Raw genomic sequence first — 20,623 nt, forward strand, 5'->3', positions numbered from 1 at the left:
AACTGGTATGGCTTTTGCTTAATATAAGAATAGTAGGAATAAATATCATGAGACTTGACATGTTACATCTCAACCCAGCTCATCTTGTCGACTCAAATATGTGTAATCAAGGTGTATTGTCTGCAGCTGCCTCTGGATTAAGCGAGTTTATTCGTCAAAAAGGTGCAGATGTTGATCGCGTTTTAGGTATTAGTGGTATTAATCCTGAACTTTTAATTAGCCCAACGTTGAGCTTACAACTGCCCAATTATTGCAAAGTGCTAGAACAGGCGGCACTGGTTTCTGGTTGTGATAATTTTGGCCTGCATTATGGTCAACAGTTTCAACCCAAATCATTGGGACTCATTGGGTACATTGGTCTTTGTTCAAACACATTAGAATCTGCACTCATGAACATGACCAATAACTTTTATTTGCATCAGAAAGATACGCTTAATCGAATGGTCGATTTGGGAGATAGCTGGCGCATAGATTATCAAGTTCAACACGGCGCGATTTTAACTCGCCGCCAAGATGCAGAACTGACCATGGGCATGTTTATGAATGTGATCCGTGAAGTGATGGGTCCTCATTATTCACCTCGCGCGATTCACTTTGAGCATACTCGACCTGAATTCTGGCAAGAACACAGCAAATTATTTAACGCGCCTGTTTATTTTGATCAGCCTTTTAACTCCATCATCATTTCAAAAAAAGACGTCCAGCATACTATGCCGGGGCGTGATTCTATTTTATTAACAGTGATTTTAGATACGCTGCTGTTACTCAATCGCTCGTCTCAAAGCCAAAGTCTTGCAGATCAGGTTCGCTCTCACATCCAACTTGAACTGAGTGAAGGTGAACCAAATCTTGAAAAAATCGCTCACGATATTGGTTTAACCAGTTGCACCCTTACCCGCCGTTTAAAAAATGAAGGGCTCACCTTTACCCATTTAGTCGATCAGGTTCGTTGTGAGTTGGCCGAGCATTATATTAAACAAAAAAATATTCCAATTTCAGAAATGGCATTCCTGCTAGGTTACTCAGAAGTAAGTGCTTTATCTCGTGCATTTAAGCGCTGGTTTGGTGTTACACCACGTCAATTAAGACACTAAAAAATCGCAAATAAAGGCCTTGAATAAAGGCCTTTTTATTATGTAAGTAATTCGAGATAACGTCTAAAGACACATAAGATAATTGAACAACAAAATACCCTTCAAATTAGATTTAACATCCAACTTGAAGGGTATTTTTTATATAAGGTCTTACTTTAATTTTGTTAAGGCTTGATCTAAAGCACCGACTAACCAATCGATGTCTTTTATTTGGAAAGCCAAAGGTGGGCGCAGTTTTAATACATTGCCATAGGGACCTGCAACTGAGGTTAAAACTCGATGAGTGTTTCTGAGCTCTTCAATAAGGTTCAAAGCCAATGCTTTATTCGGCTCTTTTGTCGCTCTATCTTTAACCAGTTCAAACCCGATAAACAGACCAGCGCCACGGACATCACCGACCATCTCATGTTTGTCCATAAGTTTAGTGAGTTCTTTAAGAAGTAGCCCTCCCACATATTTACTATGGGTTTGCAATTCTTCTTCCTGAATGACTTTAAGTACAGCCTGTGCCGCTGCCATAGAAACAGGATTACCGCCAAAGGTATTAAAATATGGAATTTTATCGCTAAAAGCAGCGAGGACTTCACTCTTGGCTAAAAGCCCTGACACTGGCACCCCATTACCCATTGGTTTACCTGTGGTAATGATATCAGGCACAACATTGTGGCGACCAAAGCCCCAGAAAGAATCGCCAGTGCGTGCGAAACCCGGTTGTACTTCATCAGCAATAAAAATACCGCCATTGGCATGCACAACATCAACCGCTTTTTGTAAAAACCCAACAGGATTAGGCATTACACCGTCAGAAGAGAATATTGAGTCCGCTAAAAAACCTGCAAACTTGATCCCTTTAGCATTCATATCGTCAATTTGTTGCTGAATCTGCTGTGCGAACCATTCGCCCAAATCATCAGTTTGAACCCGATAATAATCAGGTGCTGGAACTAGACGAGTTGTCGCATCTAGAGGCTGCTCAGTTCCAAGCGCTGGAGAGCATCCTGACGTTAAGCTACTGGTTCCATGATACGACTCTTGAGACACAATGATTCCTGTACCGCCGCTATATTCACGGGCAATACGAATCGCTAAATCATTCGCTTCTGAACCCGTACACATGTACATGGCACGGTCAATTTCATCGGGAGTAGTTTGTAAAAGTTCTTCGGTATAATCCAAAATATTTTCATGTAAATAACGGGTATGGGTATTGAGCATTTTCATTTGCTCATTTACCGCTTCAATCACCGCAGGATGACAATGACCAATGCTGGCAACATTGTTGTAAACATCTAGATATTGATGACCTGCTGCATCCCATAAATATTGCCCCTGTCCTTTCACCAGATGCACGGGATTACGATAAAACAAGCGATAGGATTCGCCTAAAATTTTATTTCTTTTATCGGTCAGTTTGCGGGTAGCATGGTCCAGCTCAGCAGCATGTTCTGGACGAAAGCTATTGGTATCCATAATGGTTGAACGCGTACCCATGAATGACTCCTCTATTTATATTCAGCATACTTTTGCGTGACACGATGACTGATGTAGGCAACTCATACGCTGATTCGACATATTTCAGTATTTGATTGAAGTTACGCAAACCATATTGCTTAAGTCTCTTTAAAAAAACTTGACCTCAGACCACTTAAGCCACAATTTGAAGTCAACTTATTGCTCTGTTATTGCAACGCTCAAAGCTCATCTAATCGCTATTTATCATTAGGGCTTATGCTTCCCGTAATCGTGGGCTAAAGTTTCTAACAAAAGAATTTAAAAAATAATCCAACACTACATCTCTTTCCTCCAAACCTTGTGAGCCTAAAACCTGTAGGAGTAAACCATCTATCAGGTTTACCACCATGTTGGCATCGAATTGTGGCTCACGGATTTCTCCGCTAAAAATCAGGTCAAAAATTTCATGGCGCAGCCACTTTCGATATTCAACCGCCATACGGTAAGCCTGCGGGTGAAGGAGTTTTATTTCAAAAATAGCTTTTAGTAAAAGGTTATAGAGGCTGTTTAAATTGGTATGTAATACAATAATTTCTTTGAGTTTATCTTTTGACGCGTAATAACGGCTTGAGTAAATAATAGCGAGCACTTTCTCTCTGAGCAGGCTTTTTTGAAAGGCGATGCACATTTCAACTAAGTGTTCTTTTGAGCCAAAATATTTATAAAACGTAGATTTAGTGATTTGGGATTGTTTAGCAATCAGGTCTACACCTACAGTGTGAAAGCCACGAGTAGTAAAGAGTTGGATTGCAGTTTGAACAACCTGTAGTTTTTTGGAAGAGATATCTAAATTGCGCATAATTTTTCCGTTATAAATTCTTGTTGTTTCTAAATGAGATAAAAAGCCTGTGCCCCTTTTGGGAGAAAAAAAGGCACAGCAAAGCCGTAAAGACTGTGCTTGGCACATCTCAAGTTTTTTATGACTAAGTTTTAAATAAAAAAGACTTAAAGCCTGAAAACCTTAGGGCAATCAAGCTGCTTTAAAATTTTTTAAGCTGTGTCGTTATAGCTTTTGGCATTGAGAGCCAAGAAATAATGGATGTGCAAAGCCAACTCCTTTTTATTGGGAGTTCTGCCAGACATTTATAGAATTATGGTGGCAGAACGAGAAAGGGTTCGCGGACTGGTGAAAGATATAACCAGCACACCCGAAGGTGTCCCTCTCCCGTCCTACCGCAACGGGAGGAGACGAGGAGTTCACGCATAAGACTATCCCTCAGAAGGAATAACTCTGATGCGATCTTTCATCACGGTCCGCGACGACCGTCTGGCAATGTGGCCAGCAGGCAAAGAATAGTGCCCAACCCTTTTGCAGTCAAGCACGCAAAATGCCATTTGTTTTAAATTAAATCATTAGAAAAGTAAGGCTAAATAATGGGTGGGTTATTGTTAAGTGAGGGTTGTAGAGGGGAATATTTATTAAACTTTCATTCACATAAACAAATAAAGCCATCTCATACCAAAGATGAGATTCTCTATTAGTTTCTGAAAAGGCTCGTTGAAAGATAGCTATAAGTAAGCAGGTATATATATCCCTGCTTACACGTCTTACTATAATTTAAAATTGTTTAGAAAAATTAAGGTGTGTATTTAATCATTAAAAAAGGAGTAAATCGGCTATAGTCTCCACTAGTTTTTAAAGGATCATTAGCATAATTCACATATTCGAGTCGAACTCCAATTTGAGTTTTAGATTTTTTTCCTATTTCCCATAATAAATCTCCCCTCTCAAATATTTCTGTTCCATTGTGGCTACTACCATTTACTAAAGATAATAAATTAATATGAAAATTTTGTTCTTTTATTTTTATTGGATTAGACATTAACACAGTACGCCATAACCACGTATCGGGATCAAAATTGGTGTCACGATAAAGCAAACCCGATTCAAACCAAGAAAAATAAGGCACATTAAAATTTAGAGAGATTCCATAATTCTGTGAATGGAAATTATTACTAGATGGATAACTACTAACTTCCCATCTTCCTATAAGACTTACATCACTGATAGGCCCCCAACTCATTGGATTATTAGTTAATTTACTAATACTTAATCTTGGGTTTAATACAAATAGTGATTGAAAATCATTTCCGCTCACTACAGGCGAACCTACATCATTTCCATGGAATAGTTCCGCATCAAAATAAATATCGCCCCAATCATGAGTACTGAAATGTTCATATTGAAACATCTGCAAATCTTCATCACTAGTACCGTAACCATAGATAGCATCAGATTTTGCTTTATTAGTTGCTAATAATGAAAATGAATTAATCGTAAAATTTTGGGCAGATACGCTTGTTGTAAAAAAAACAATAAGCGAAGCTATTGCCCCCATTAAATAGAATCGGGACATGATAATTCTCCGAAAAAAGATGGAAAGTGGTTTTACCCCGCGATTTACAAAGGTAAAACCATCAAATGATTTAGGTAGTATGAGAACTCATTGGATCATTGGGAGATACTTTGCGTACTCCTGCCTCTACTAGTGGATTTCCACCATAAACAGAACGAATCACTCCCCGTGGTGGAAGGACAGTTCGCATATTTTTATAGATCTCACCATCTTTCATCACCATTAAAATCTTTTCAGGATTCTGTAATAAGGCAAGGTTTTCGATTGGATTTCCATCAACCAATATAATATCTGCAAGAAATCCTTCTTTAATCTGACCTAAATCATTTGGTCTCATCATTAATTCAGCTCCATATTTAGTAGCTGAAATTAAAGCTTCTTTAGGAGTCATACCTACATATTTGACAAGATATTCGAGATCTTTAGCATTTGTCCCATGAGGCATCCAAGCAAAACCATAATCACCTCCTGGTAAGACACGTATACCTCTTTTATGCATTTTGGAAAGTGTTTCGGAAGCAACTTCTAACTCACGCTTGTATCCCATTTTGGTTGCAATTTCTTCAGTAATACCATAATCACTGGCGTTATAAAGTGTATTTATCAACCAACCTAAACCAGGAACGACAAAATGCTTATCTTTATTAGCTTCTAGCATATCTAAAGCTTCTTCATCAGCGAAACTAGCATGGAAAATTAATTCAAATCCATGTTTTATACATGCTTTTACTGACTCATTTGAACGAGCATGTGCAGCAACTCTTTTGCCTGCTATTTTGGCTTCTGATGCCAGCATAGCAATTTCTTCTTCAGAAAAAGGGTTAGCTTCTGCTGGAATTCCTGCGATATATTCTCCTGAAAGATTAATTTTTAGGTGATCTACACCATATTTAACAAATGTACGCACAATACGACGCATATCTTCTGGGCCATTACAAATAGCACCAAAATTCATTGCAGTATCTGGAAGATGAGGCAAAGTATTATCACCCAGCCCTCCAGGTGTCGTAATTTCTTGGCTCCCTGCTAGATATCGCGGTCCTGGGAAAGCTCCTGCCTCAATAACATTACGAGTTACTACATCTAAACGAGGTTTAGCAGTTGCTGCTCCTAATGCACTTGTCCAGCCCATTTCTAAATATCTTTTAGCTACACGAATACACCAAAGGATATGCTCTTCAGGGGGCATGAATTGAATTGCGGATAAACTAGGTTGATCATTCCAAGAAAAATGTGTATGTCCTTCAGTCATACCAGGCATGAGGAAAGCCCCATGACCATCAATAATTTTTGCATCTCCTGTTTCTAAATATTCACCATTTTTTGCAATAGCTTTTATTTTATTGCCTTCCACAAGAACTTCACCTAAATAAGGATCTGCTCCACTTCCATCAAAAATTGAAATATTTGTAATAGCTATAGTATCCATACTATTTATTCCTTCAATTGAATCAATTATTTCATAAACCCAATTTTTTATAAAAATCTGTTATTAATCGGATGCACTCAAAAGGCTTTTCATAAACCGTCCAGTGACCACATCCTTGTAAAACAAATTGCTGAACATTCTTTAACCGATGAGCTAAAGCTTGGGTTCCTTCAGGAGTCCCTACTCCATCTTCATCACCAGTAACAAGTAAAACAGGTAAATCTAATCTCTCAATTTCAGCTTTTTCAGCTTCAGCAAGTGCTTCACAGTTAAGAGCATATCCATCCGGAGATTGGCGCATAATTGATTCACGAATTAATGCTAGTGTAACTAGTCTTTCAGTCTTTGTTTCTGAACTAGTTGCAGCTTTACATATTGCATCAGCAATTTCTTGCATAGCTGCATTGCCTGTTCTTGCCTGTTTTGCACGATTACGTGTTGCTTCCCGAGCCCCATCTGCTGGAGCAGATAAAGGTCCAAACAAAGACATAGAAAGAACACGATGAGGATAGTTTACAGCCAAATGTTGCGCAATAATTGTCCCCATAGAGTGTGCGACAAGATGTACTTTCGTGATATTAAGAATATCTAAAATTTTGATTAACGATTCAACATGACCTTGTATAGTTAGGCTTCCAGATACTGAAGAATTACGACCAGCGCCTGCTAAATCTGGTCGAATTACTCGATAATTACCAAAAGCTCCTAAAATTGGGGACCAAAAATTTGAAGTCCCGCCTAACCCATGGATACACAAAAATACCTCTTCACCAAGGCCAGTGTCTTCAACCCAAAGACCATTAATTACTGAAGAAGTCACGCACCCACCTCATTCTCAAGTTGGCCAATACCACTAATTTCAATTTTTACAACGTCCCCTCTTTTAAGGAAGCGTGGTGGATTAAAACCAATACCCACACCTTCTGGAGTGCCAGTAGCAATAATGTCCCCAGGTAATAAAGTAATACCAGAAGAAATCGCTTCAATTAGAGTTGGAATATCAAAAATAAGATCTTTAGTATTGGTATTTTGACGTAACTCATCATTTACCCAACATTTCAAGTCAAGATTATGTCCGTCAATTTCATCAGCCGTAACAACTACAGGACCCATAGGACCAAAGGTATCGAAGGACTTACCTAAATGCCATTGTTTGTGACGCTTTTGCCAATCACGTGCAGTCATATCATTGATAATGGTATAGCCCCAAACATGGTTCATAGCATCAGCTTTATTAATACCACGTCCACCCTGGCCAATCACAACTGCTAATTCAGCTTCATAATCTAAAGCATCACTTACACCAGCTGCATCCCAGATACGATCCTTGTGTGCAATTACAGTTTCAGGAGTTTTTGAAAAAACAATTGGATCAGTTGGAATTGCATCTGCTGCAGTTTGCCCTGCATCAAAACCACTCTTAGTAAATTCTTGGGCATGATTAATATAATTTTTCCCAACACAAAAGATATTTCGTATTGGTTTAGGAATTGGTGCTAATAACTTTATTGATTCTAAAGTTTGAGCCGGTCCGAAATCTATTAGGGTTTCTAAAGATATATCCTCTTTAATTAGAGTTAATAAATCATTTACAACTCGTCCATCTGGGTAAGCAAGTGGCTGAACTGTTCCATCAGTATTTAACTTGGCTACAGTATTATCGCCTGCAGCATTACGAAATGTTAATAGCTTCATATCTTGATCCAATTGTAAACCATATCAGTTATTACATGAACCATTATTGTTAATTGGTCTTTTATTGTCAATCATATTTGAACCATTTTTTAAAAAAATGGACTATTTTTTTAAATTGGATTAGAATTGGATCACAATTGTAAGAGGTGAAAGATGTTATGGAAATTGCGGTACAAGGCTTACGAAAAAAAGCAAGACATAGTAGTACAGCGCTAATACAGCATATTCGTAAACGTATAACCGATGGAACTTGGCCAGCAGGATATAGACTGCCACCTGAACGTGATCTAGTTGAACAATTTGGTATTGCTCGAAATACAATCCGAAAAGTAATGGATCAATTAGAACAAGAAGGAATAATCACCCGCCACGTGGGTCGTGGCACTTTTGTCTCAGATACCCCTTCAAGTACTAATATTGAGAAAGCTGATTCATTAATACAACGCATTCATGGCGCTAGTCCCGTTGAAGTAATGGAATTACGTATAATGCTAGAACCACAATTTGTGGAATTAGCAGCAACTCGAGCATCTAGCCGAGATTTACAACAAATTATTCATTGTTTAGAAGAAAGTGAGAAAGCTAATACAATTTTAGATTTTGAACATTGGGATGGTATGTTGCATCAAGCAATTCTGGGTGCAGCTCACAATAATCTATTAACTGATCTTTATGAAGTTATTAATGGTGTTCGTAGACAGCCAGAGTGGGAATCTTTAAAACAACGAAGCTTAACTCCGGAAAGATTAGCGCATTATCGAGATCAACATCGAAAACTTGTAGATGCTCTTAGACAAAGAGACTCAAAAGCAGCAAGTGAGGCTATTTATCAGCACTTGATAGAAGTTAGAAATAGTATGATTGGTGAAATCTAGTACTTTTAAAGTTAAACAATAACCCCATTAATTCAATATAAATCAATTTTTTATATGGATTTTTATTTACTTAAAGTAAATTGTTAAATTTGCAGTATTCGCGTGGATTGGCAAACAATATTAGTTCAGAGTAAAAGGCCCATCCACCCCCTAACTAGCCGCCTATCACGGCGCAAGCCTATAACAGGTCGATGTAAACAAAGCGACTCTATTATTCAAACCGTCCGTTATTAACACTTCATAATGCGCAAATTTTTTACTACTTCCAACCTTGGTTGCCGTTGCAAATAACATCTTATCTTTCGCACCGCTCATATAGCGAATATCCGCCTGTAGGCCCGTATATGGCGCATCCCCTGCATTACAAGCCATCGCAAAAGCAATATCGGCTAAAGAAAATATGACTCCACCATGCACACCACCCAAGGCATTCATGTGTTCGTCTTTTACATTAAGCTGACAACGCGCTTCATCAAAACTGCGATGCAGCACTTGTACACCCAATAGCTCTGCGAATTGATCAACTGCGGTAGTTTCCATATTTTGCACAAACGTCTCCCTACTCGTGCGAGTATTCCTTAAGTGTTATAAACCTATATGTATTGAAATCGACTGATTAAAAGCCGTTAAACGCTATCTTGTTTAATCTGATAGTTTGAAGAACTAAAGTCCTTATAGGTCAGGCGGTCATCCAACTCTGAGCTTAAAGGCTGAACTTCTTGCATTGAATTTAAGCAGCGCTGTGCAAGTTCAATGTACTCTTGCGTGCCTCTAGTTTTCCACTTTTTTTCTTGTTCTGATAAATCACGTGCAACCTTGGCAGGACTTCCCATTGCCAATACATTTGCCGGAATAATATCTTTGGTTTTGACCAGACTATTTGCACCAATAATGGTGTTTTCACCAATTTCGGCATAGTCCAAAATTACGCTGTTCATACCGACCAAAACATTTTTTCCAATACGGCAACCATGCAAAGTTGTGCCATGCCCTATGTGCCCCATTTCCTCAACTAAAGTTACGCTTTGCGGAAAACCATGTATGGTGCAGTTATCTTGTATATTGGCATTTTGCTTAATATGAATACGGCCAAAATCGGCACGCAATGAAGCAAATGGCCCTACATATACACCCGCTTCAATAATCACATCACCAATTAAAACAGCCGTTGGATGTACAAAAGCTTCTGGGCTAACGACTGGAATAACACCGTCAATACTATAACAAGGCATGATTTAACCTCTCATTTGTCGCCACCAAACCTCCGAAACGGCGCCAATAATGTGCTGTGGCATTTGGCATTGGTCCTTCTGCTGTTGCGGCAACAGACAAGAAGTATTCATCCGCAGGTTCAAATACTTTTTTATAAATATTCATTGATAACGTTCGTGCACTAATCGCGGGCCAGTCAGTTGGCAACAACTCAAGCGGTAATGCAGGGTCTTTCAACAAAATCCGTCGATAGTAATGAATCAGCAAAGTTCGAATTTGAAAGGCCTGAACAGGTTCGAGTTGTTCGTTTTCCTGCATCAGCAACACGCCAATTTCTCTAAAAATATCGAGAAACTGTAGATATCTTTGGCGCAATTCATCGATTGGCCAGTTAGTTCTGAGCATACGACCAATGGTATCGACCGAATTATTAAAGAGTTGCAATGTTTCGGCTTTAAACACCACCACTTGCTCACTCATATTTAAGTCAACCAACAAACGTTGCAGTTCAATACGGTTACAACCCGGATAAGCCATTAAGTTTGTCGAAATATTGGCAAACCCTAACCATTCGAGTTCTTTCTTTAACAACGCTTTATTTTCAGTATCGAGGCTAGACATCAGAATAAGATCCCAATAATGGTCCCACTCTTTCATCTGGTCGTTATAAATGCGTTGCTCGGCCTGCAAATAAGTCGAACGGCTCGAATCGGTAATTCGATAAAAACTGGTTCTGCCGATTTTGTCCGAACATAACCAATCATTCTTAACTAAACGAAAAACAGAGGTTCTTACAGCACGGTCATTAAAACCAAACAGCTCTAATAACTGAATCAGGCTCGCAAGACTAATGTTTCCACCCCGATGAAGTACTGAATCTCCAAAAATTGTCGAAATAAGCGAAGTTCCACTTAAGGTTTCATTCTTTACAACAGAATCAATTATTTGCTGTATTTTTGCACTCATACTCATGTCTTGGCGTTTAGTTTCAGGGTATAGATTCTATACCCTGAATGATCTTGATGTTAAGCAATCTGACGCATATCGATTACCCGCTTTGCCTTACCTTCCGAACGAGGTAAGGTCGCTTCTGTCACAACTTCTACAGTAACGCTAATCCCAATCATGGTTTTAATGCGTTTCATCAACTCCTGAGCAAGTTGATTGGCCTGTATAGTACAGTTATGACACATCTCTGTACGAATATGCAAAGTATCCATATGGCCTTTTTTAGTCACCAAAATTTCATAATTTGGAACTAAATGCGGAACTTGCAAAATTTGCTCTTCAATTTGGGTCGGGAAAACGTTCACACCGCGAATAATCAGCATGTCGTCACTACGACCCACAATTTTATCCATCTTACGCATTGCCAGATTTTCACCCGGTAGTAAGCGGGTCAGATCACGAGTACGGTAACGGATAATCGGTAAGCCTTCTTTGGTAATGGTCGTAAAGACTAGCTCGCCAAGTTCGCCATCTTTACAGACTTCACCTGTTTCAGGGTTAATAATTTCTGGGTAGAAATGATCTTCCCAAATGGTTAATCCCTCGCCCTCACCTAAGCACTGCATGGCAACACCCGGACCCATGACCTCAGACAAACCATAAATATCGAGTGCTTTAATATTAAGACGTTCTTCAATTTCACGGCGGAGTTCATTGGTCCACGGCTCGGCACCAAAAATACCCACTTTTAAAGACGTATTACGTGCAGTACCAAATTGCTGTTCCAGCTTTTCAATAATGCTCACACAATACGATGGCGTAACCATAATTGCAGTCGGTTTAAAGTCTTGAATAAGCTGAACTTGCTTTTCAGTTTGACCGCCAGACATTGGAATAACCGTTGCACCTAAGCGCTCGGCACCATAATGTGCACCTAAACCACCTGTAAAGAGTCCATAACCATAAGCCACCTGAACCATATCTTTCGCGGTTAAACCGGCCATGCGTAAGCAACGCGCAACAATGTCAGACCAAGTATTAATATCTTTTTGGGTATAACCCACCACTGTCGGTTTACCCGTTGTGCCTGATGATGCATGTAAACGCACAATTTGCTCTTGCGGTACGGCAAACATCCCAAACGGATAGTTGTCTCTTAAATCCTGTTTGGTGGTAAATGGAAACTTTGCCAGATCGTCTAAAGTCACGAAGTCGTCAGGATGTACACCTGCTTCATCGAACTTTTTCTTATAGACCGGACTATTTTCATATACAAAAGTCAGGGTTTGCTTTAACCGTTTAGTTTGCAGCTCTCTAAGCTCTGCAAGTGTTAATTGCTCAACATTATCCGTTGTAAGGCTGTCCATCGCCTCTCTCCTCATTATGTAATTTTAAAAACCGTCTGAATTAATTTAAGTTTTCCAAAATCAGTGCAACGCCTTGTCCAACACCCACACACATCGTGCAAAGTGCATAGCGTCCACCGCGTTTTTTTAGCTCACGTGTTGCCGTAATCACTAAACGTGTACCGCTCATGCCAAGCGGATGTCCTAACGCAATCGCACCACCATTTGGGTTAACACGTTGATCGTCATCTTTTAGACCAAGTTCACGCATACAAGCCAAAGATTGGGCTGCGAATGCTTCATTCAGCTCAATCACATCCATCTGATCTAGCGTTAAACCTGTCTGCTTTAAAATTTTCTGCACAGCCGGAACAGGACCTATACCCATATATTTGGGTTCAACCCCTGCACTTGCAATGCCTATCACACGTGCTAAAGGTTTTAAACCATGTGTATTTGCAAATTCACGGTTGGTAATTAACACACAGGCTGCACCATCATTTACACCAGAGGCATTTCCAGCAGTCACTGAACCGCCTTCTTTCTTAAAAGGCGCTTTTAGTTTTGCGAGTGCTTCAAGTGTCGTTTCACGCGGATGCTCATCGCGATTCACCACAACCACGTTTTTCTTACGGTCTGTAATCTCGACAGGCAATATCTCATCGTTAAAGAAACCGTTTTGTTGTGCAGCGGCCGTTTTTTGTTGGCTACGCAATGCAAACGCATCTTGGTCTTCACGACTAATCTGATATTTTTCAGCTACATTTTCGGCAGTTTCCGGCATGCTGTCGGTGCCGTATTGTGCTTTAAGTTGCTTATTTACAAAGCGCCAGCCAATAGTGGTGTCATAAATTTCAGGTGTACGGCTAAACGCTTCTGTTGGTTTAGCTTGTACAAATGGCGCACGGCTCATTGACTCTACACCACCTGCCAAAACGAACTGTGCTTCACCTGCTTTAATTGAGCGTGCCGCAAGTCCTACCGCATCTAAGCCAGAAGCACATAAGCGATTGACTGTCATCGCTGGCACTGTATCAGGTAAGCCTGCCAAAAGTGTTGCCATACGTGCAACGTTACGGTTGTCTTCACCTGCTTGGTTAGCGCATCCTAAAAACACTTCGTCTACCGTATTCCATGGTAGGTTCGGGTGTTTATCTTTTAAATATTTGATGGGCAATGCAGCTAAATCATCTGCACGTACAGCACTTAGGGCACCTGCATATCGTCCAATTGGGGTACGAATAAAATCGCAAATTAAAACGTCTTCCATGTTGACTCCTGATTATGCAAATTCGGTCATATCACGTGAATATTGAGTAGCAATGTTTTGGGTTTTTGCTACGTATTGCTTGAGGTAGATACTCGCGCGATATTTTTCCTCTCCATACAGTGCATATAAGTTATTTAAAGTTTGGAGCACATAAGCACCGCCCATTTGTGTCAACCACTGGTAAGGACCTTTAGGATAATTCACTCCATATTTCATGGCATTATCAATATCTTCCAGACTCGCAACACCATGTAAACTTGCTTCGCAGGCTTCATTAATGAGTAAAGCGATGGTACGTAAGGTTAATAGTGCCGGATGGTCTTTAATCCACATCACACTCATACCAAACTGTGCAAAGTAAGCCTCAATTTTAGCCAAATCACTTGCTTCACAAAGTTCGTTATGACTGAGTACTAAAGTCTCTGCTTGCTCAAAATCATGGTGCCAATCCATTAAAACCACTTTACGGCTTAAGTAATGAATATTGGCTGACTCACCTTGGCTTAAACGCAAGTCGATATCATCAATTTGAAGAATATTGTCGTCACTCGCAGATCCGCTTTTTAAACTCAAACGCGTTAAAAATGCAGGTATCTGAGACCAAGCACCTTTTAGCTGAATATGAGCATCGACTGGCTTGGCAACAACAGCTTTAGGCTGAAATGTCTCGTACTGATTTTTTTCGTTATAACTATAGAAACCCTGTTTTGACTTACGACCCCAAGCACCTGCATCGACTAATTCTTTTTGAATGAGGCTTGGGCGGTAGCGCGGCTCGTAAAAAAACTCTTGGTAAACGCTTTGGGTCACTGAAAAGTTAACATCTTGCCCAATGAGGTCAGTAAGTTCACACGGTCCCATCGCAAAACCGCCGCATTGCTTCAAGGCATAATCTAGCTGGTCATAGCTGGTAACTTGTTCTTGCAGTGCTCTAAAGCCTTCTGCATAAAACGGACGAGCAATTCGGTTAACAATAAAACCAGGAGTCGACTTGGTGAGTACTGGAATTTTTTTCCAATTCAACATCAAGTTTTTTAAAGCCAGACATAAGCTGTTTGGTGTTTTTAAACCTTGTACAATTTCAACCAATTTCATGACTGGCGCAGGGTTAAAAAAGTGTAAACCCACTACGCGCTCAGGATGAGCAATACCCGCCGAAATTGCAGTCACTGAAATTGAAGATGTGTTACTTGCAAAAATGGTTTGCGCACTACAAATTTCAGCGAGCTGTTTAAATAAAGACTGTTTAACTTCTTTTTTCTCAACGACTGCTTCAATGACTAAGTCAGCATCACGCAGCGCTTCAACTTGGTTGACCACCGTTAAACGCGCTAAAGCTTCATCAGCTTGCTGCTCTGTGAGCTTGCTCTTTTCAACCAGTTTTTTAAACGTCTGCTCCAAGCCCTCAACTGCTTGTTGCGCTTTTTGAGCATCTAAATCATATAAAACGGTCGAGTGCCCATTGACGATGGCTAACTGGGCAATGCCGATGCCCATGGTGCCAGAACCAATAACGGCAATTCGGGCACGAGATAAATCTAAATCTGTCATGCTTAGCGCCCTTTAAAATTTGGTTCCCGTTTATTCATAAAGGCTTGTACCCCTTCACGATAATCTTCTGAACGACCTGCAATACGTTGTAAGTCACGCTCTAACAGCATTTGCTCTTCAAAGGTGTTATTGCTTGATTGATGAATGGCTTTTTTAATAAGAGATAGACCAAATGTAGGCTGTTTCGCTAAACGTTCAGCGAGTTCAGTGACTTTTGTTTTAAGCTCAGCGTCTTCAACCACATCCCAAATCATGCCCCATTCTTTTGCGGTTTCTGCTGGGAGCTTGTCACCTAACAAGGTCAGACCCATCGCACGCGCATGGCCTACAGCACGTGGTAAAAACCATGTACCCGCAGAGTCTGGAACCAGTCCTAAACGGCAAAAGGCTTGTACAAAGTTTGCCGATTTAGCTGCAATCACCAAGTCACACGCCAGTGCAATATTTGCCCCTGCACCTGCTGCCACACCATTTACCGCGCAAATCACAGGCTTTGGCATATTTACAATCGTTTTAATGAGCGGGTTATAGTAAGTTTCAATGGAATATCCTAAATCTGGTGCTTCAGCGTTTGGGTCTACTACACGGTCACCTAAATCTTGCCCTGCACAGAAGCCGCGGCCTTCGCCACTAATCACAACACAGCGAACATCCGGATTTTTGGTCCACAGGTTTAAAACCTCAGCCACTTCACGATGCATATCAACGTTAAAGCTATTCAGTGCTTTTGGGCGGTTAAATGTCAGGTAGCCAACACCATTTTTTTCTTCAGCAATAATATTTTGATAGTCCATCACTCACCTCTAAACACTGGCTTTCTTTTCTCAAAGAAAGCATTAATCCCTTCGTTTCGATCTTTTGTAGCCGCCAGCCAGACAAAGTTTTGACGTTCAAACTTGAGTCCCTGACTTAAAGTCGTTTCATGAATATTTTTAATTGATTGTTTAATCACACAAATCGCTAAAGGCGCTTGTTTGGCAATTTTGGCTGCCAGTTGAACCGCATATTCAACGGTTAATTCGGTTGGCACCACTTGACTGCAAATGCCATGTTGCTCGGCTTGTTTTGCCGAAATCATCTCACCTGTCATGGCCCAGCGCATGGTGAGTTGTTGCCCAACCAAGCGTGCTAAACGTTGTGTTCCGCCTGCACCCGGCAACATACCCAAGGTAATTTCAGGTAAAGCAAAACGGGCATTTTCACCGCAAATCACCATATCTGAATGCAAAACCAACTCAAACCCAGCGCCTAAGGCATAACCATTGACTGCACTAATCAGTGGCTTACTAAAGGCATCAATTTTTTGCCAAAGCTTCGGGCGAATATCGAGTTGTAAAGACACGGCATCCATTGCAGCCAACTCACTAAGATCTGCACCAGCCGCAAAACACTGAGCGTTACCCGTTAAAACCACTGCTTTGACTTGAGCATTATGTTCAGCTTCTTCGAGCAACTCGCATAAACACTGCAATGTTGCATTGTTTAAAGCATTTCTTTTTTCCGGACGGTTTAGGGTTAATAACAAAACACCGTCAGCAGCTGTGCTGGCTTTGATCAACTCTTGCATGACAGCCTCTACTCATCAAAACTCAAGCGAACATTTGAGCCTTTTGGTAAGGTCTGACAGCTCAGCACATAGCCCTTTTCAACTTCATCTTCTTCAAGACTATAGTTAAGGAACATGTCGACTTCGCCTGAAAGTACCTTACAACGACAGGTCGCACACACCCCACCTTTACATGCATACGGTAAGTCGGCACCTGCACGTAAAGCCGCATCAAGAATACTTTCATCATCTTGAGCCACAGAAACAATCAGCTCACGACCATCTAAAATGATGTTTACTTTTTCTTCTTTACGATTTGCATCCGCTTCAACACTACGTTTACGCGCTTGGCCTGTGTGGAAACGTTCAGTGTGGATTTTTTCTTTTGCAATACCATAGTTTGGCAAAGTGCTTTCTACGGCATTCATCATTTCGTCTGGACCACAGGCAAACACATGGTCAAAACTCGTTTCAAGCACATCAAAATCAAAAAGCTGTTTTAGCTTTTCTTCATCAATACGACCATTCATCAGCTCACTATCGTTAAACTCACGAGAAAAAATATTGATGAGCTGAAAACGTTCTTTAAACTGATCTTTCAAATCCATAATTTGCTCGGCAAACATGGTTTGTTTCCATGAACGATTGCCATAGAGCAAGGTAAATTTAGCTTCTGGTTGTTCAAACAACACTTGCTTAACAATCGATAAAATTGGGGTAATACCACTGCCCGCAGCAACGCCTAAATAGTTTTGTCCACCGATCTTGGCTGCTTTTTGAAAAAACACACCTTGTGGTGGCATGACTTCAAGTACATCGCCCACTTTTAAATGGTCATTTGCCCAGTTTGAAAATTGACCCTGATCAATTTTTTTAACCGCAATACTGATGTCTTCTTTGCCCGCATAGCTACAAATTGAATAACAACGGCGGATTTCACCCGCTTCGGTTAAATGGCGAATGGTTAAATGTTGACCCGGTTGAAATTGAAATTGTTCTTGTTGTTCAGGTACAACGTCAAATGCAATACAAATTGCCTGATCGGTTTGCGGTGTAATACTTTTTACTTTTAATGGTACAAATTGGCTCATGGCTGATTTCCTTATCTAAAGACTTAAATACATTTGAAGTAATCAAAAGGCTCAAGACAGTCCTGACACTTATAAAGTGCTTTACAGGCGGTAGAACTAAACTCTGTTAACAGTCGGGTATGTCGGCTTTTACAACGTGGGCACTCGACACCATTTGTTAAGTGAACATGAGTTCCACATTGATGCGCCAACCCTTCAGGTGGTGCAATGCCATAGACTTGCAGTTTCTTTTTGCCCGCTTCAGACATCCAGTCCGTGGTCCATGCTTCTGACAAATCGACCATGACTTTGACCGGTGTCAAAGCTTCTGCGGTAAATGCCTCAACAATTTGTGCTTTCAACATATCTGTTGCTGGGCAACCGCTATATGTCGGAGTTAGACGAACAATAATTTCTTGTTGATCGTTAATCTCTACACCGCGGATCATCCCCAAATCGACAACCGATAAAACCAGAATTTCAGGGTCACTGACCGTTTGTAGAACATCCCAACATTGGTCGATGCAATGACGAATCATTTGCATGGCTCACCTCCTTGTCTTACCAGGTCATGCCCGGATAAGTTCTTTGAATACATTGCATTTCAGCCAACAAATAACCCAAATGCTCGGTATGCAATCCTTGTTTCGCACCACGGCGATAAGCACCGTTCACAGCAACATTTAATTCAAAACGCTTAAGCTCATCTGCGATGGTTTGGTTCCATTGTTCTTTTTCATTTGAAAAATCTGGAATCACACCTTCTGCAACTAGTGCTTGCTCGTCTGCACTCAGTTCAAATAATTCAGCGGTAAAGCGCCATAAATTATTTAATCCATCTTGTACACGTTGATGCGCTTCATCTGTGCTTAAACTTAAACGTTCCATCCAGCTTGTTGAAAAACGGATGTGATACTTCACTTCTTTTAAAGATTTAACGGCAAGTGCGCTTAATTCAGGAAGTGAGCTTTGCGTTAAAGCCGTAAATAAATGAAGATGGTAATGGTCCATCAACCACTGGCGTACTATCGTTTGTGCAAAATCGCCATTGGGTTGTTCACACAACAATAGGTTTAAAAACTCTCGTTCTGTACGGAAATACGCAAGTTGGTCTTCATCACGTTTAGCTTCATCATATTGACCAGCCAAAGTCAGAAAGTTTCTTGCTTGACCTAACAAGTCCAAGCCGATATTTGCTAAGGCAATATCAACCTCAAGCTCAGGTGCATGCCCGCACCATTCAGCCAAACGCTGAGATAAAACCAGTTGACTGTCGCCAATATGCAATAAGAATTTAGATAAAACTGAATGATTCATGTGTCATCTCCCTTACATGTGCTCAATGCCATCTGGGATATGGTAAAAAGTCGGATGACGATAAACCTTGTCTAAAGAAGGATCGAAAAATTCTGCTTTTTCATCTGGCTGTGATGACTTAATCAGTTCAGAACGAACCACCCAAATGCTAATTCCTTCATTACGACGCGTGTAAACATCACGAGCATGTTGCAGTGCAATTTCATCATCAGGTGCTCTTAAGCTGCCTACATGACGGTGGCTTAAGCCTTGTTTACTACGTACAAATACTTCGTAGAGCGACCAGTTGTTTTTATCTTCCATTTTGATTTCCTCAAATTTTTCCATAAATCTTGTTAAGCCACTTTGTTCGCTTCAAGCTGCTGTTTTTTTGCGTAGACTACTGCTGCATCACGAACCCATTTGCCGCTTTCCCATGCTTTACGGCGTGCTTCGATACGCTCGTGATTACATGGTCCACGTCCGGCAATTACTTCATTAAATTCGTGCCAGTCAATCTCGCCAAACTCATAGTGGCCTGTTTCTTCATTGAGCTTTAAATCTGGGTCTGGTACTTCCAAGCCAAGTTGCAACACTTGTGGTACGGTGTTATCGACAAACTTTTGACGTAATTCATCGTTACTAAAGCGTTTGATTTTCCACGCCATGCTTTGTGCGCTGTTTGGAGAGTGCTCATCACTTGGACCAAACATCATCAGTGCTGGCCACCAGAAACGGTTCACTGCATCTTGTGCCATCTGTTTTTGTTCCGGTGTACCGTTTGCCAAAGCCATCATGGCTTCAAAACCTTGGCGTTGGTGGAAACTTTCTTCTTTACAAATACGTACCATCGCACGTGCATATGGCCCATATGAAGTACGGCAAAGCGCAACTTGGTTCACAATGGCTGCCCCATCGACAAGCCAACCAATTGCAGCGACATCTGCCCAAGTCAAAGTTGGATAGTTAAAGATTGATGAGTATTTCATTTTCCCATTAATCAACTTTTCCATCATGTCATCACGGTCAGCACCTAAGGTTTCTGCCGCGCTATACAGATATAAACCATGACCCGCTTCATCTTGTACTTTCGCGAGCAAAACCGCTTTACGTTTTAAAGTCGGCGCACGCGTAATCCAGTTTCCTTCAGGCAACATACCTACAATTTCAGAATGGCCATGTTGCCCGATTTGACGAATCAATGTTTTGCGGTAGGCATCAGGCATTTGATCCTTAGCCTCGATCGTAATTTCATTGGCAATATTTTGTTCAAATTTCTGGTAATTGTTTTCCATTCTTTCATTCCCTGTAGGTATCACCCTTAAATCTATTTTTCGATACACAAAAAACAAAGTCAACTAATTTTTTAGTATCAAATTAAATCCAGCCAGCAAACAATGACTAAATATTTGAAATTAATAA

General features: G+C 40.6%; 21 protein-coding genes. 2 read left to right on the forward strand and 19 right to left on the reverse strand.

Annotated features, from left to right (window positions below):
• Positions 1–59 precede the first annotated feature (59 nt).
• Positions 60–1,094, forward strand: coding sequence for an AraC-like transcriptional regulator QhpR (qhpR, locus tag NE363_RS11295; protein WP_002157169.1), 1,035 nt, complete (start codon positions 60–62; stop codon positions 1,092–1,094).
• Positions 1,095–1,244: 150 nt separating this feature from the next.
• Here the strand turns inward: qhpR and NE363_RS11300 are convergent, their stop codons facing one another.
• The 6 genes from NE363_RS11300 to NE363_RS11325 all read right to left on the reverse strand — a co-directional run bounded on the left by NE363_RS11300 (position 1,245) and on the right by NE363_RS11325 (position 8,087).
• Entirely contained in the window at positions 1,245–2,585 is a 1,341-nt protein-coding gene (locus NE363_RS11300; RefSeq protein ID WP_191011184.1) for an aspartate aminotransferase family protein, read from the reverse strand.
• A 235-nt stretch (positions 2,586–2,820) separates the two neighbouring features.
• The gene (locus tag NE363_RS11305; RefSeq protein ID WP_445535074.1) at positions 2,821–3,405 is read right to left on the reverse strand and encodes a TetR/AcrR family transcriptional regulator; all 585 of its coding nucleotides are present in this window, start codon (positions 3,403–3,405) and stop codon (positions 2,821–2,823) included.
• A 778-nt stretch (positions 3,406–4,183) separates the two neighbouring features.
• Positions 4,184–4,963: an outer membrane protein OmpK gene (locus NE363_RS11310; RefSeq protein ID WP_270907036.1), complete on the reverse strand. Its 780-nt coding sequence runs from the start codon at positions 4,961–4,963 to the stop codon at positions 4,184–4,186.
• Positions 4,964–5,033: 70 nt separating this feature from the next.
• Positions 5,034–6,392, reverse strand: coding sequence for a metal-dependent hydrolase family protein (locus tag NE363_RS11315; RefSeq protein ID WP_174757237.1), 1,359 nt, complete (start codon positions 6,390–6,392; stop codon positions 5,034–5,036).
• 31 nt (positions 6,393–6,423) lie between these two features.
• Positions 6,424–7,212, reverse strand: a complete 789-nt coding sequence (locus NE363_RS11320; protein WP_270907034.1) for an alpha/beta fold hydrolase — start codon at positions 7,210–7,212, stop codon at positions 6,424–6,426.
• Positions 7,209–8,087 (reverse strand): fumarylacetoacetate hydrolase family protein, encoded by an 879-nt coding sequence (locus NE363_RS11325; RefSeq protein WP_140947342.1) that lies wholly within the window; start codon positions 8,085–8,087, stop codon positions 7,209–7,211. Before NE363_RS11325 ends, NE363_RS11320 begins: the two co-directional genes overlap by 4 nt.
• Before the next feature lie 158 nt (positions 8,088–8,245).
• Here NE363_RS11325 and NE363_RS11330 point away from each other — a divergent pair, with 158 nt between their 5' ends.
• On the forward strand, positions 8,246–8,962 hold the full coding sequence (locus NE363_RS11330) for a FadR/GntR family transcriptional regulator (RefSeq protein WP_270907032.1): 717 nt from the start codon (positions 8,246–8,248) through the stop codon (positions 8,960–8,962).
• Positions 8,963–9,127: 165 nt separating this feature from the next.
• Here NE363_RS11330 and NE363_RS11335 read toward each other — a convergent pair whose 3' ends face one another.
• The 13 genes from NE363_RS11335 to paaA form a co-directional block, all read right to left on the reverse strand.
• Positions 9,128–9,511 (reverse strand): PaaI family thioesterase, encoded by a 384-nt coding sequence (locus NE363_RS11335; protein ID WP_445535075.1) that lies wholly within the window; start codon positions 9,509–9,511, stop codon positions 9,128–9,130.
• Positions 9,512–9,588: 77 nt separating this feature from the next.
• Positions 9,589–10,194, reverse strand: coding sequence for a DapH/DapD/GlmU-related protein (locus NE363_RS11340; RefSeq protein ID WP_445535076.1), 606 nt, complete (start codon positions 10,192–10,194; stop codon positions 9,589–9,591).
• On the reverse strand, positions 10,181–11,146 hold the full coding sequence (gene paaX, locus NE363_RS11345) for a phenylacetic acid degradation operon negative regulatory protein PaaX (RefSeq protein WP_000062822.1): 966 nt from the start codon (positions 11,144–11,146) through the stop codon (positions 10,181–10,183). The genes NE363_RS11340 and paaX overlap by 14 nt, the downstream gene beginning before the upstream one ends.
• Positions 11,147–11,199: 53 nt before the next feature.
• Positions 11,200–12,489: a phenylacetate--CoA ligase PaaK gene (gene paaK / locus NE363_RS11350; protein WP_000377865.1), complete on the reverse strand. Its 1,290-nt coding sequence runs from the start codon at positions 12,487–12,489 to the stop codon at positions 11,200–11,202.
• Positions 12,490–12,529: 40 nt separating this feature from the next.
• Positions 12,530–13,738, reverse strand: coding sequence for a 3-oxoadipyl-CoA thiolase (gene pcaF, locus NE363_RS11355; protein WP_445535077.1), 1,209 nt, complete (start codon positions 13,736–13,738; stop codon positions 12,530–12,532).
• Between the two features lie 12 nt (positions 13,739–13,750).
• On the reverse strand, positions 13,751–15,289 hold the full coding sequence (locus NE363_RS11360; RefSeq protein ID WP_445535078.1) for a 3-hydroxyacyl-CoA dehydrogenase: 1,539 nt from the start codon (positions 15,287–15,289) through the stop codon (positions 13,751–13,753).
• 2 nt (positions 15,290–15,291) lie between these two features.
• The gene (gene paaG / locus NE363_RS11365) at positions 15,292–16,083 is read right to left on the reverse strand and encodes a 2-(1,2-epoxy-1,2-dihydrophenyl)acetyl-CoA isomerase PaaG (protein WP_014206400.1); all 792 of its coding nucleotides are present in this window, start codon (positions 16,081–16,083) and stop codon (positions 15,292–15,294) included.
• On the reverse strand, positions 16,083–16,856 hold the full coding sequence (locus tag NE363_RS11370; protein ID WP_445535079.1) for an enoyl-CoA hydratase-related protein: 774 nt from the start codon (positions 16,854–16,856) through the stop codon (positions 16,083–16,085). The genes paaG and NE363_RS11370 overlap by 1 nt, the downstream gene beginning before the upstream one ends.
• Positions 16,857–16,864: 8 nt before the next feature.
• On the reverse strand, positions 16,865–17,926 hold the full coding sequence (gene paaE / locus NE363_RS11375) for a 1,2-phenylacetyl-CoA epoxidase subunit PaaE (protein WP_445535080.1): 1,062 nt from the start codon (positions 17,924–17,926) through the stop codon (positions 16,865–16,867).
• Between the two features lie 23 nt (positions 17,927–17,949).
• A complete protein-coding gene (gene paaD, locus NE363_RS11380; RefSeq protein WP_445535081.1) occupies positions 17,950–18,450 on the reverse strand; it encodes a 1,2-phenylacetyl-CoA epoxidase subunit PaaD in 501 nt (166 codons plus the stop codon).
• Positions 18,451–18,466: 16 nt separating this feature from the next.
• The gene (gene paaC, locus NE363_RS11385; RefSeq protein WP_445535082.1) at positions 18,467–19,222 is read right to left on the reverse strand and encodes a 1,2-phenylacetyl-CoA epoxidase subunit PaaC; all 756 of its coding nucleotides are present in this window, start codon (positions 19,220–19,222) and stop codon (positions 18,467–18,469) included.
• Between the two features lie 12 nt (positions 19,223–19,234).
• Complete coding sequence (paaB, locus tag NE363_RS11390) at positions 19,235–19,525, reverse strand: 1,2-phenylacetyl-CoA epoxidase subunit PaaB (RefSeq protein ID WP_000389648.1); 291 nt, start codon at positions 19,523–19,525, stop codon at positions 19,235–19,237.
• A 32-nt stretch (positions 19,526–19,557) separates the two neighbouring features.
• Positions 19,558–20,496, reverse strand: coding sequence for a 1,2-phenylacetyl-CoA epoxidase subunit PaaA (gene paaA, locus NE363_RS11395; protein ID WP_445535083.1), 939 nt, complete (start codon positions 20,494–20,496; stop codon positions 19,558–19,560).
• Positions 20,497–20,623: the final 127 nt, after the last annotated feature.

Source organism: Acinetobacter sp. G18, assembly GCF_052660225.1.